Source organism: Zobellella taiwanensis (assembly GCF_003012795.1).
In the GTDB taxonomy this organism is placed as follows: Bacteria; Pseudomonadota; Gammaproteobacteria; order Enterobacterales; family Aeromonadaceae; genus Oceanimonas; species Oceanimonas taiwanensis.
Genome location: NZ_PXYH01000015.1, coordinates 55,605 through 68,400 on the forward strand (window position 1 = coordinate 55,605; position 12,796 = coordinate 68,400).

Here is a 12,796-nt window from a genome sequence, read left to right on the forward strand (position 1 = left end):
GGCGCGGACGATGTGGATGCACCGGCTGGCCGCCCTCCCGCCCGAGATCAGGCAGTACCTGATCGTCACCGGCAACTACTGGGCTTTTACCCTCACCGACGGCGCCCTGCGCATGCTGGTGGTGCTCCATTTCCACGGGCTGGGCTACAGCCCGTTGGAGATTGCCCTGCTGTTTTTGTTCTATGAGGTGTTCGGGGTCATCACCAACCTGGTAGGCGGTTGGCTCGGCGCCCATCTGGGCCTTAACAAGACCATGAACATCGGCCTGGCGTTGCAGGTGCTGGCCCTGGCCATGTTGTTGGTGCCGGCGGCATGGCTGACCGTGCTCTGGGTGATGGCGGCCCAGGCCCTGTCGGGGGTGGCCAAGGATCTCAACAAAATGAGCGCCAAGAGCTCGATTAAGCTGTTGGTGCCGGCCGACGCCCAGGGTCAACTGTACCAGTGGGTGGCCCTGCTCACCGGCTCCAAGAATGCGCTCAAGGGCTGTGGTTTCTTCCTGGGCGGTGCCTTGCTGAGCCTGGCGGGCTTTCGCGCCGCCGTGTTGCTGATGGCCCTGGGCCTGGCCCTGGTCTGGCTGTTCAGCGTGCTCAGCCTGAAGCGGGATCTGGGACGGGCCAAGCACAAACCCAAGTTCCGGGAGATCTTTTCCAAAAGCCCGGCCATCAATGCCCTGTCGGCGGCGAGAATGTTCCTGTTCGGGGCCCGTGATGTCTGGTTTGTGGTGGCCCTGCCGGTGTATCTGGCGTCCCGCCTGGGCTGGGATCACGGCTGGGTGGGCAGTTTTCTGGCGCTGTGGGTGATCGGCTACGGCCTGGTGCAGGGCCTGGCGCCACGGCTGACCGGCCGGCAACGGGGACAGGTGCCGGACGGCCGCCATGCCCTGGGCTGGGCGCTGCCCCTGGCGCTGGTGCCCTGGGCCATTGCCCTGGCGCTGCAGGCCGGTCTTTATCCGGCGGCCAGCCTGGTGGCCGGGTTGCTGGTGTTCGGCGTTCTGTTTGCGATCAACTCCTCCCTGCACAGCTATCTTATCGTCAGCTATGCGGGCGCGGACGGGGTATCCCTCGACGTGGGCTTCTACTACATGGCCAACGCCATGGGCCGGCTGCTGGGCACAGTGCTGTCGGGCTGGGTGTATCAGCAATACGGCCTGGAGGCCTGTCTTTGGGTATCGGGCGGCTTTATTCTGCTGGCAGCGTTGATGTCGACCCGGTTGCCGCGCCACGCAACGGAGTGATCCCCGGCCGGATGAAGACGAGAAATATGACAAGGCGGCGATCAAGCCGCTTTTTTATTGGCCGGAACTATGGCTAGAATAGGCCAACGTCGAGGTCGGGAGTCATTATGGAAATCAGGAAGATCCGCAGTGGTGAAACAGGCAGCATCTGGCGGCTGTTTCACGAAACCGTGCATCTTATCAACCAGGCCGATTACAGCGAAAGCGAGCTGGCGGTATGGGCTCCTGATGAATACGACGAGCCGCGCTGGGTCAGCCGTTTCATCCGCACCCGGCCGCTGGTGGCGATGGAGGGTAAGCGGCTGCTGGGGTTTGCCGAGCTGAGCGAGGACGGGCGCATTGATCTGTTCTATGTGCACCATGCCCATCAGGGGGAAGGCATTGGCCGGGCGCTGATGCAACGGCTCAAGGCCGAGGCCGCCTCCCGCGGCCTGTCCCGGCTCTATTGCGAGGCCAGCATTACCGCCCGGCCCTTTTTCGAGGCCATGGGGTTTGTCGCCCTGGCGCCGCGCCAGCTCGAACGACGCGGCCAGCCGGTGCCGGTGATCCTGATGGAATACCAGCCCTGAGCGTGCCGTCCGGCATGGGAATGACACACAGCAAAAAGCCCACCATGAGGTGGGCTTTTTTAGGGTATTTTGGTCGGCGTGAGAGGATTTGAACCTCCGACCCCTGACACCCCATGACAGTGCGCTACCAGGCTGCGCTACACGCCGAAGTGGGGCCAACTATATAGAGGCGGCCGGTTTGCTGCAAGCCTCTTTTTGCAGATTTAGGCGCGTTTGGCGCTTTCTTCGGCATTGTTGCGTTTTTTTCGGCATTTTCCCGCCGGCGCTATCCGCCGGAGCCGTCCCGGCTTGCAGCCGGGGTGGCTTTTGCCATAATACGCCGCCAACGGAGGCGGTAATGAACGAACAAGACGAATACTGGATGCGCCGGGCTATGGCCCTGGCGGAGCAGGCCGAGCGGGAAGGCGAGGTACCGGTCGGTGCCCTGGTGGTGCACCAGGGACGTTGTATCGGCGAGGGCTGGAACCGTTCCATCGGCAGCCACGATGCTACCGCCCATGCGGAGATCATGGCACTGCGGGAGGCCGGCCTGACCCTCGGCAACTACCGGCTGCTCGATTGTACCCTTTATGTGACCCTGGAGCCGTGCATGATGTGCGCCGGGGCCATGGTGCACAGCCGTATCCGGCGGCTGGTGTACGGCGCCTTTGACGCCAAGACCGGCGCCGTGGACTCGGTGCTGAAGCTGCTGGCTACCCCAGGCCTCAACCATCAGGTGGTCTGGCTTCCCGGGGTGCTGGCCGAGGCCTGTTCAAGCCAGCTCAGCCGTTTTTTCCAGCGTCGCCGGGCGGAGAAAAAGGCCGCCAGGAAGCAGGCGGCCGGGCAATAACCGTCAGCCTCTTATCAGCTATCAGCCTGGCTTTTAGTCACAAGTTTTTATTGACTTTAGATCAGCAAAACATCGGCCAAAGCGCACAGCTCCTCCGGCACGCCGTAAACCCCTCCCTGGGGGCTCCGCCGCGCCCTCCCTGGCGCGGAGGGCCGGCGGAGCCGCGCCCTTTGTCCTCTCTGTCGCCCCGATGCCGCCTGCTGGCACCATCTTCAAACGGCGTCGGGGCTTGAAAGAGGCAACAGGGATGGCCTCCGCCGACCGTCACATGCCAGGGATGGCATGTGCGAGCCTACATGGATGTACTTGCGGCGTGTCGGCGGAGGTAGCCCTGCTGCCTCTTCTCTGCGCTGAATCAGACAGTCGGACTTGTGACTAAGAGTCAGGCTATCAGCTATCAGCTATCAGCTATCAGCGTCAGCTTCCAGCCCACCTTGGCCTGATAGGCCTGCTCCCGCTCCAGGGTGGTGAGCAGCAGGTGGTTGCGGTCGCACCAGCCGGCTGGCAAGCTCAGGCGTAGTTCGTCGTCGGGCCCAAGGCCGAGTTCGAGGGACGGCAGCACCCCGTCCTGGCGGCGGCGGTTCAACGCCACCGCCAGCCGCAGCAGCCGTACCAGGCGCCACAGCTGCTGCTCCGGCAGGTAGTTGAGTGGCTCCAGTTCGCTGAGCTTGAGCGCCTTGCGATGAAAGCGCACCATGGCCGCCAGGGCCTTTTGCTCTTCCTGGGTAAAGCCCGGCAGGTCGGTGTTGCCGAGGATATAGGCGGAATGGCGGTGCACGCCGGTAAAATTGATGTGCAGGCCGATTTCGTGCAGCCGGGCGGCATCGCCCAGCAGGTCGCCAAAGCCCTGATCCAGCCCCCAGGCGTCGGCTACCTGGGCAAACAGCTGCTGGGCGGTGTCCCTTACCCGGCTGGCCTGGCGCTGATCTATCCCGTATTCCCGGCTCAGGGCCTGCAGGGTGTTGAGCTGGATGTCGTGGTGCTTGACCCGGCCGAAAAAGGCGTGCAGCAGGCCTTCACGCAGGGCACCGTCGGAAAAGCCCATTTTATCCAGGTTGAAGCTGCGGAAAATGCCGAGCAGGATCGACAGGCCGGCGGCGATCAAGGGTTTGCGTTCCTCGCTCAGGCCGGCGATGTCCGCCTTGTCGATATGGCCGGCCTTGATCAGCTGGCTCTTGATATGAAGCAGTCCGGGCAGGTCGATCACCGGTTCATGAGTGGCGGCGCTGCACATTTCCAGCAGGGTCTTGATGGTGCCGGAACTGCCCAGCACCTGACCCCAGCCCAGCCCCAGATAGCGGCCCAGCACCGGCACCAGCTGGTATTCGGCGGCCTCGATCGCCTGTTCGAAGCGTGTTTCGCTCAGCTCTCCGTCGGCGAAGTATTTGCGGGTAAAGCTGACGCAGCCCATGCTGCGGCTGGATACCTGCCGGCAGTCGAAGTCCTCGCCGATGATCAGTTCCGTGCTGCCGCCGCCGATGTCGATCACCAGTACCTGGCCCTGGGTGTGCTGGGTATGGGCCACGCCCTGGTAGATCAGGCGCGCTTCTTCGTTGCCGCTGATGATATCGATGGGAAATCCTAGCACCTGCTGGGCCTGGCGCACGAAGTCCTGGGCATTAACCGCCTCGCGCAGGGTGTAGGTTCCCGCCACCCGCACCTGGGTGGCATGAAAGCCGCGCAGCCGCTCCCCGAACAGGCGCAGGCAATCGAGCCCGCGCTCCATGGCTTCCCTGCTCAGGCGCTGTTCGTCGTCCAGGCCGTCGGCCAGGCGCACCCGCTGCTTGAGGCGGTCGACGATGCGCAGGCTGTCGCCATGGTAGCGGGCGATCACCATATGGAAACTGTTGGAGCCAAGGTCGATGGTGGCAACGTACTGATCGGTCATGCGGGCTTATCCCTCCAGGGCTTTCAGATAATCGTAAGTGGCGGTCTGGGAGCGGATTTTACGCCGGTTGCCCCGGTCGACATAGCGATTGCTTTGCTCGGCGTCGATGATGCGGGCCTTGGTAGTGTCGTTGAGCTGGATCTCGAGGATATCGATGATGCGCTGGCGCAGTACCGGATCCAGGATGGGGATGGCCACTTCCACCCGAAAATCGAGGTTACGGGTCATCCAGTCGGCGGAGGAAATGTACACCCTGGGCTGGCCGTTGTTGTGGAATACCATCACCCTGGGGTGCTCGAGGAAGCGATCCACTATGCTGATGGCGCGGATATTGTCGCTTACCTCGGGCACCCCGGGCACCAGGGAACACATGCCGCGCACGATCAGGTCGATTTTCACCCCCGCCTGGCTGGCGCCGTAAAGCCGGTTGATCAGCCCCTTGTCCACCAGGTTGTTGAGTTTGAGGGTCAGTCCCGCCGGCAGCCCCTGGCGGGCATTGGCGATTTCGGCGTCGATCATGCTGTAGAGGCCGCGCCGGGAATTGAGCGGCGACACCAGCAGGTGGTTGAACTTGACCCTGCGGTAGGGCTGGCGGATAAAGTCGAATACCGCCGCCACTTCATTGGTGATGTCGGGGTTGGCGGTGAGCAGCGAAAAATCGGTGTAGATGTTGGCGGTTTTTTCGTTGAAGTTGCCGGTGCCCACATGAGCATACTGCACCAGTTGATCGCCCTCCCGGCGGGTGACCAGGCACAGCTTGGAATGCACCTTGAGGCTGGGCACCCCAAACTCCACCATGATGCCGGCCTCGGTGAGCAGCTTGGCCCATTCGATGTTGGCCGCCTCGTCGAAACGGGCGCGCAGCTCGATTACCACGGTGACCTTCTTGCCGTTGTTGGCCGCGTCCATCAGCGAATACATGATGCGCGACAATGAGGCTACCCGGTAGACGTTCATCTTGATGCTGAGTACCGCCGGGTCGAAGGAGGCCTGGCGCACGAATTCGGTGACGTGGCTGAAGCTGTGGTAGGGAAAATACAGTAGGATGTCGCGCCGGCGGATGGCGTCGAAGGAAGAGGGGCTGTCCTGGAATTCCCGGCACTTGAGCGGCGGCAGCGGCCTGTTCACCAGATGCTTGCGCCCGACGTTGGGAAAACCGATGAAATCCTTGAAGTTGTGGTAGCGCCCGCCGGACATGACGGCGTCGTGGCCCTGGATTTTGAGCTTGCGCACCAGGGTCTGCACCATTTCCGGCGGCATTTCCCGATCGTGCACAAAGCGCACCGGCAGGGCGGTAAGCCGCTGCTTGAGGCCGTCGCTCATTTTTTCGAGCAGGCTCTGGTCGAGCTGGTCGGACAGGTCGTATTCCGCATCCCGGGTCATCTTGAAGGAATAGGCGTGGATGTCCTCGTACTCGAAGAAGCCGGCGAACAGTTCGTTCAGGCACAGCCGGATCACGTTGTCCATGATGATGAGGCTTTTCTTGCGCCGGCTCTTGCCCGGCGGCAGCACCACGAAACGGGGCAGCACGTCGGTGGGGATTTCCACCAGGGCGTAGTGGCGCTCTTCGTCCCGTATCATGCCCACGCACAGGTAGGTGTATTCGTCCTTGAGAAAGCGCACCGGGTCGATTTCGGCGCGCAGGATAATGGGGGAGAGGTAGGCCCTGACCTCGTTTTCGAAATAGCGCTTAATCCAGCTTTCCTGCTCGGGGCTGAGCTGGGATTCGTTGAGCAGGAAGATGTTCTGCCGGGCCAGGGTAACGATCAAGTCCTTGTAGGCTTCGTCGAAGGTGTTGGCCAGGCCTATCACCTTTTGCTGGATGTTTCTGAGCAGGGAGGCGGCACCGTTGGTCTTGCCCTGATCCGCGTCTATCATCACCTGGCGCTTGACGTCGGAGACCCGGACCTTGAAGAACTCGTCCTGGTTGTTGGAAAAGATGCCGAGAAAGCGCACCCGTTCCACCAGGGGGACGCTCTTGTCCATCGCCTCCTGCAACACCCTTTCATTAAATGACAGCCAGCTCAGTTCTTTTTCCAGGTACCACTTGTCCGTGCTCATTATTATTCCTGTCAACCGGGATATGTCAGTTTTAGGCCACTTTTATGACAGAGTTTTATGACGTTTTTGTGACGGCTCAGGTCGGCTCTATATCCACCACCAGGTCGTCGCTCAGGGCTTCGAGACGGGTCTGCAGGTCGGCCAGGGTCTGGCCGTGGGGCAGGGTCAGGGTGCTGGTGGCCTCGAACAGCATGATGCCGGTAATCGGGGCCGGGTGGCTGTCGGTTTTCAGGGTCTTGACGCTGATATTGAGGCCGTTGAGCACCTCGGTGACCTCGTCGACGATGCCGAGGCGATCGTTGGCGGTGACGGTCAGGGTCAGGTGCTGGCCCTGGGGGGCGGGGCTGTTGCCCTCGACCAGTTGCACCTGGAAGTCGGGCAGCTTGCGCAGGGCCTGGCTCAGGGCCTCGCTGTGCTCCTCGGGCACGCGGATTTCGACGATACCGGCGAAATGACCCGCCAGTTCGCTCATGGCGCTGCCCTGCCAACTGCCGTGATGCTGGCGGATCAGGGTGGCCAGTTGTTTGACCAGGCCGGTTTTGTCGGGGCCGATAAGGGTGGCGACCAGTGTTTTCATGGGTTCTCTCCTTGAAGTGTCGGGCTGTCTCCTGTTCAAGATACACCTTTCCGGGCGTTTTTACAGAGCTCTTAGTGTGACAGCGGGGTGTAACAAAACTGTCATTTCTTCGCCATATAATGCGGGCAACTGACCATCGACCGAGGTGACTGATGTCGACCGAAACCCAAACCATAGCGCTGTCGGGCAGCCGCAGCCGCTGGCTGAAAGACCGGCTCGCCCAGATAGGCGTGACCACCGGCGGTATCATAGTGCTGGTGGCTTTGCTGCTGATCTTCTTTTACCTGTTATATGTGGTGAAACCCATCTTCGACGGCGCCCGCGTCGAGCCGGGCCAGCAGATCAGCCTGGCCGGCGACGGCGGCCAGCTGTTGCTGGGCGTGGAAGAGCAGAATGAGCTGGTCTACCACTTCAGCGAGCAGGGCGATATCCATTTTTATTCCCTTCCCCGCCAGGGTGAACGGCTGCAGTCGGTGGCGGTGGAAGGCCGTGTGACGGCGGCGGCGGCCAGCGACACCCGGGCCATGGTGGCCTACGGTTTCGAGGACGGCAGCATCCAGGTGCTGGCACCCAAGTTCAATGTCAGCTATCCGGACAACATCAGAACCATCACCCCGGAGGTGATTTATCCGTTCGGGCGCACGCCCCTGCAGGTGGACGGCGAGGGCCGTGCCCTGCGTTACCTGAGCTTTGCTGCGGGCAGCGAGGATGTGCTGGCGGCGGCGGTGACCGACGACGGCGAGGCGGTGCTGACCCGCTTTGCCGGCAAGGAAAACTTCCTGACCGGCGAGCTGGAGCTGGTCCCCACCCAGGTGGCCATTCCCAGCCTGCCGGCCAGAGTCGACCAGGTGTTGCTGACGCCCAACCTGCGCTTTATGTTCGTGCGCAGCGGCAACGAGGTATCGGTGTATGACGTACGCAACATCGACAAGGTCCGGTTGCGTTCGGTGATCCCGATGAACGCCCAGGGCGCCGACATCAGCACCATGAGCCTGCTGGCCGGCGGCAACTCGCTGCTGGTGGGCAACGACAACGGCGTGGTGTCCCAGTGGTTCGAAGTGGCCAGGGATGGCAAGCGCGAATTTACCTTCATCCGCGAATTCCGCGCCCAGGGCCAGGTGACCCGCATCGCCAACGAAATCAACCGCAAGGGCTTCGTGACCGTGTCCGCCAACGGCAGCCTGGATATCTTCCACACCACCGGCGGCTCCCGGCTGTTCTCCGAGCAACTGGCCGGTGAGGCGGTGTCCGCCCTGGCCATGTCGCCGCGCAATAACCTGTTGCTGATCGCCGAGGGCGATCGCCTGTCGACCTTCCATGTGGAAAACGAACACCCGGAAGTGACCTGGAAGGCAATGTGGACCAAGGTCTGGTACGAAGGCTATCCCGAGCCTCAGTACGTGTGGCAGTCCACCTCCGGCAGCAGCGATTTCGAGGCCAAGCTGAGCCTGGTGCCCATCTCCTTCGGTACCCTCAAGGCGGCCTTCTACGCCCTGCTGTTCGCGGTGCCCATCGCCATTGCGGGTGCCGTCTATACCGCCTATTTCATGTCGCCGGGACTGCGCAAGGTGGTCAAGCCGACCGTGGAGATCATGGAGGCGCTGCCCACCGTTATCCTCGGCTTTTTGGCCGGGCTCTGGCTGGCGCCGCTGATTGAAACCCACCTGCCGGGCATCGTTATCCTGCTGGTGCTGCTGCCCCTGTCGGTGCTGCTGACCGCCTTTGCCTGGCATCATCTGCCGAAGGCCATCAAGAACACAGTGCCGGAAGGCTGGCAAAGCGTGCTGCTGCTGCCGGTGGTGGTGCTGGTGGGCTGGGCCTCGTTTGCCTTCAGCCCGGCGGTGGAAAACATGTTCTTCGGCGGCAACGCCAGGAGCTTCCTTACCAACGAACTCGGCATTGGTTTCGACCAGCGCAACTCCCTGGTGGTGGGCATTGCCATGGGCTTTGCGGTGGTTCCCACCATCTTCTCCATCGCCGAGGACGCCGTGTTCTCGGTGCCCAAGCACCTGACCAACGGTTCCCTGGCCCTGGGCGCCACGCCCTGGCAGACCCTGACCCGGGTGGTGATGCTGACCGCCAGCCCCGGCATTTTCTCGGCGGTGATGATGGGCCTGGGCCGCGCCGTGGGCGAGACCATGATAGTACTGATGGCCACCGGCAACACCCCGGTGATGGATTTCAGCATCTTCAACGGCATGCGTACCCTGGCCGCCAACATCGCGGTGGAAATGCCGGAAGCGGAAGTGAACAGCTCCCACTACCGGGTGCTGTTCCTGGCGGCCTTCGTGCTCTTTGTATTCACCTTCCTGTTCAACACGGTCGCGGAATTCGTTCGCCAGCGGCTGCGTGACAAATACAGCTCAATGTAAGGGGCGAGACGACTCATGAGTAAATGGTTCAAATCAGGGGCGCCCTGGATCTGGATGACCGGCGGGGCGGTCAGCCTCAGCCTGGTGGCGGTACTCGGCCTGCTGCTGTTGATCGGCTGGCGCGGCCTCACCTACTTCTGGCCGCACACCATCTATGAATGGCAGCTGACCTCGGCCGAGGGCGAGCGCTATACCGTCATCGGCGAAATCCACGACCGGGAGGAGGTGCCCGTGGCCCAGCTGCGCGGCGCCGGGCTGACCCTGGAAGGCGTGACCGAGGACACCCTGACCCGCTACCTGGTGAAAACCGGCAACCGGGAATTCGTGCCGCTCGATTTCCGCTGGCTGCTGGAAACCGACATCCTGTCCCGGGACATACCGGCGGACCTGGCGGTGATTGAACGGTCCAACCACGGCAATTTCTACGGTTATGTGGAACGGGTGCTGGAAGGCGACCGGGCCCAGGGCGGCGAGGTGCGCGAGCAACTGCAAAGCCGTATCGAGCGGGTGCTCGAACTCAACGACCAGATGAAGAGTCTGCAGCGCGGCGCCATTGGCAGCATCAACTTCGAACTGGAGAAGCTGCGTCTCAAACAGCGCCGGCTGGACATGGACGGCGAGCTGACCGCCGCCGCCCTGGCCGATATCCAGGCCAGAGAGCAGCAACTGCGAGCCGATTACCTGGTGCTGGAAAAAGAGTTGTTCGAATTGCGGGATCAGGCCCGCCGCGACAGCGTGGTGATCCGCGACATGCGCGGCCAGGAAGTGACCCTGTCGCTTGGCGAAATCCTCGACGTGGCCTGGCCCAACGACATGGGCCTGGCGGCCAAGGTCGGCCACTGGTTCAAGCAGATGGGCAAGTTCATCACCGGCGAGCCGCGGGAGGCCAACACCGAGGGCGGTGTCTTCCCGGCCATTTTCGGCACCGTCTTCATGGTGATCCTGATGGCCATCATCGTCACCCCCCTGGGGGTGGTGGCCGCCATCTACCTGCATGAGTACGCGGGCAAGAACAGCCTGACCAAAATCATCCGCATTGCGGTGATCAACCTGGCGGGGGTGCCGTCCATCGTCTACGGTGTGTTCGGCCTGGGCTTTTTCGTGTACATGCTGGGCGGCTCCCTCGACCGGTTGTTCTATCCGGAAGCCCTGCCCACGCCCACCTTCGGCTCGCCCGGGGTGCTGTGGTCGGCGCTGACCCTGGCGATACTGACCCTGCCGGTGGTGATCGTCTCCACCGAGGAAGGCCTGTCGCGTATTCCCAGCGCGGTGCGCCAGGGTTCGCTGGCGCTCGGCGCCACCAAAGCGGAGACCCTGTGGCGCATCATCATCCCCATGGCCAGCCCGGCGATCATGACCGGTCTTATCCTGGCCATTGCCCGCGCCGCCGGCGAAGTGGCGCCGCTGATGCTGGTCGGGGTGGTGAAACTGGCGCCCAACCTGCCGGTGGACGGCAACTTCCCCTACCTGCACGTGGAACGCAAGTTCATGCACCTGGGCTTCCACATATATGATGTGGGCTTCCAGAGCCCGAATGTGGAGGCGGCGCGGCCCCTGGTATACGCGACTTCCTTCCTGCTGGTCACGGTGATAGTGGGGCTCAACCTGACCGCCATCGGCATCCGCAACCACCTGCGTGAAAAATTCCGCTCGCTCGACCATTGATCGGGCCGGCCAACTGTTTTGAGGTAACGAGATGATTAACGTAGCACCGACCATGAACCAGGACGCCACCCTGGATGTGAGCCGCCTGACCGAGGAGCAGACCGCCCTCGAGATCCGCGATCTGAACCTGTTTTACGGCGACAAGCAGGCGTTGTTCAACGTCGACATGAAGATCGCCCGGGGCCAGGTCACCGCTTTTATCGGCCCGTCCGGTTGCGGCAAGTCCACCCTGCTGCGCTGCATCAACCGGATGAACGATCTGGTGGACAGCTGCCGTATCGAGGGGGAAATCCTGCTCCATAACCAGAACATCTACGGCAAGGGGGTGGATGTGGCCGCCCTGCGCCGCCGGGTGGGCATGGTGTTCCAGCGGCCCAACCCCTTCCCCAAGTCCATCTATGAAAACGTGGTCTATGGCCTGCGCCTGCAGGGCATCAACGACCGTCGCCGGCTGGACGAGGCGGTGGAGCGCTCCCTGCGCGGCGCCGCCCTGTGGGATGAGGTCAAGGACCGGCTGCACGACAACGCCTTCGGCCTGTCCGGCGGCCAGCAGCAGCGGCTGGTGATCGCCCGGGCCATCGCCATCGAGCCGGAAGTGTTGCTGCTCGATGAGCCGACCTCGGCCCTGGACCCCATTTCCACCCTGGTGATCGAAGAGCTGATCAACACCCTCAAGACCCAGTACACCGTGGTGATCGTGACCCACAACATGCAGCAGGCGGCGCGGGTGTCCGATCACACCGCCTTCATGTATATGGGCGAATTGATCGAATACACCGATACCAATACCCTGTTCACCACGCCCAGCAAGAAAAAGACCGAAGACTACATTACCGGGCGCTACGGTTAAGGAGCACAGAAAGGATGGACAAGCATAATCTGAAAAAACACATTTCCGGCCAGTTCAACGCCGAACTGGAAGGGGTGCTCAACCAGGTGCTGGTGATGGGCGGCCTGGTGGAGCAGCAACTGACCGACGCCATTACCGCCATTCATGAACAGGATATGGATCTGGCCCGCCAGATCGTGGCCAACGACCACAAGGTCAATGCCCTGGAAGTGCAGATTGACGAGGAATGCACCCGCATTATCGCCAAGCGCCAGCCGGCGGCGTCCGACCTGCGCCTGGTGCTGGCCATCATCAAGACCATCACCGACCTGGAGCGCATCGGCGACGTGGGCAAGCGCATCGGCATAATGCTGCTGGACAACGCCAACAAGAAACAGCCGCCCCTGGTGTCGATGGAGAACATGGGCCGGCGCACCGTCAAGATGCTGCACGAGGCGCTGGACGCCTTCGCCCGCATGGACGTGGAAGCGGCCATCGAGGTGCACAAGGAAGACGACAAGGTGGACCGGGAATACGAGTCCATTATCCGCGAGCTGATGACCTTTATGATGGAGGATCCCCGCTCCATTCCCCATGTGCTCAACGTCTTGTGGTGCGCCCGCTCCCTGGAGCGGGTGGGGGACAGGGTGCAGCATATCTGCGAATACATCATCTACTTCGTCAAGGGCAAGGACGTGCGCCATACCAGTGACGAGGACATTCACAGCATGCTGGACTAATCACCGCCACAGGGCCGCTCATGCGGCCCTTG

At 62.3% G+C, this 12,796-nt stretch carries 10 protein-coding genes and 1 tRNA gene; 7 read left to right on the forward strand and 4 right to left on the reverse strand.

What is annotated here, in order from left to right:
• Positions 1-10: 10 nt before the first annotated feature.
• Complete coding sequence (arsJ, locus tag C7I36_RS11565) at positions 11-1,234, forward strand: organoarsenical effux MFS transporter ArsJ (protein ID WP_245880101.1); 1,224 nt, start codon at positions 11-13, stop codon at positions 1,232-1,234.
• Positions 1,235-1,341: 107 nt separating this feature from the next.
• Entirely contained in the window at positions 1,342-1,803 is a 462-nt protein-coding gene (locus C7I36_RS11570; RefSeq protein ID WP_106453864.1) for a GNAT family N-acetyltransferase, read from the forward strand.
• Positions 1,804-1,873: 70 nt separating this feature from the next.
• Here the strand turns inward: C7I36_RS11570 and C7I36_RS11575 are convergent.
• Positions 1,874-1,950, reverse strand: a tRNA-Pro gene (locus C7I36_RS11575).
• 190 nt (positions 1,951-2,140) lie between these two features.
• On the opposite strand from C7I36_RS11575, the gene tadA reads away from it, so the two are divergent.
• Positions 2,141-2,632, forward strand: a complete 492-nt coding sequence (gene tadA, locus C7I36_RS11580; protein ID WP_106453865.1) for a tRNA adenosine(34) deaminase TadA — start codon at positions 2,141-2,143, stop codon at positions 2,630-2,632.
• A 397-nt stretch (positions 2,633-3,029) separates the two neighbouring features.
• On the opposite strand, the gene ppx is transcribed toward tadA, so the two are convergent.
• The 3 genes from ppx to C7I36_RS11595 all read right to left on the reverse strand — a co-directional run bounded on the left by ppx (position 3,030) and on the right by C7I36_RS11595 (position 7,158).
• Positions 3,030-4,520, reverse strand: coding sequence for an exopolyphosphatase (ppx, locus tag C7I36_RS11585; protein ID WP_106453866.1), 1,491 nt, complete (start codon positions 4,518-4,520; stop codon positions 3,030-3,032).
• 6 nt (positions 4,521-4,526) lie between these two features.
• Positions 4,527-6,581: a polyphosphate kinase 1 gene (ppk1, locus tag C7I36_RS11590; RefSeq protein WP_106453867.1), complete on the reverse strand. Its 2,055-nt coding sequence runs from the start codon at positions 6,579-6,581 to the stop codon at positions 4,527-4,529.
• 76 nt (positions 6,582-6,657) lie between these two features.
• Positions 6,658-7,158 (reverse strand): glycine cleavage system transcriptional repressor, encoded by a 501-nt coding sequence (locus tag C7I36_RS11595; protein ID WP_106453868.1) that lies wholly within the window; start codon positions 7,156-7,158, stop codon positions 6,658-6,660.
• Positions 7,159-7,310: 152 nt separating this feature from the next.
• Here C7I36_RS11595 and C7I36_RS11600 point away from each other — a divergent pair, with 152 nt between their 5' ends.
• The 4 genes from C7I36_RS11600 to phoU are packed head-to-tail and all read left to right on the forward strand — an operon-like array spanning position 7,311 to position 12,764.
• Entirely contained in the window at positions 7,311-9,530 is a 2,220-nt protein-coding gene (locus tag C7I36_RS11600) for an ABC transporter permease subunit (RefSeq protein WP_106453869.1), read from the forward strand.
• 15 nt (positions 9,531-9,545) lie between these two features.
• Positions 9,546-11,195, forward strand: a complete 1,650-nt coding sequence (gene pstA, locus C7I36_RS11605; RefSeq protein WP_106453870.1) for a phosphate ABC transporter permease PstA — start codon at positions 9,546-9,548, stop codon at positions 11,193-11,195.
• A gap of 31 nt (positions 11,196-11,226) precedes the next feature.
• Entirely contained in the window at positions 11,227-12,045 is an 819-nt protein-coding gene (gene pstB, locus C7I36_RS11610) for a phosphate ABC transporter ATP-binding protein PstB (RefSeq protein WP_106453871.1), read from the forward strand.
• 14 nt (positions 12,046-12,059) lie between these two features.
• The gene (gene phoU / locus C7I36_RS11615) at positions 12,060-12,764 is read left to right on the forward strand and encodes a phosphate signaling complex protein PhoU (RefSeq protein ID WP_106453872.1); all 705 of its coding nucleotides are present in this window, start codon (positions 12,060-12,062) and stop codon (positions 12,762-12,764) included.
• The last annotated feature ends 32 nt before the right edge of the window (positions 12,765-12,796 follow it).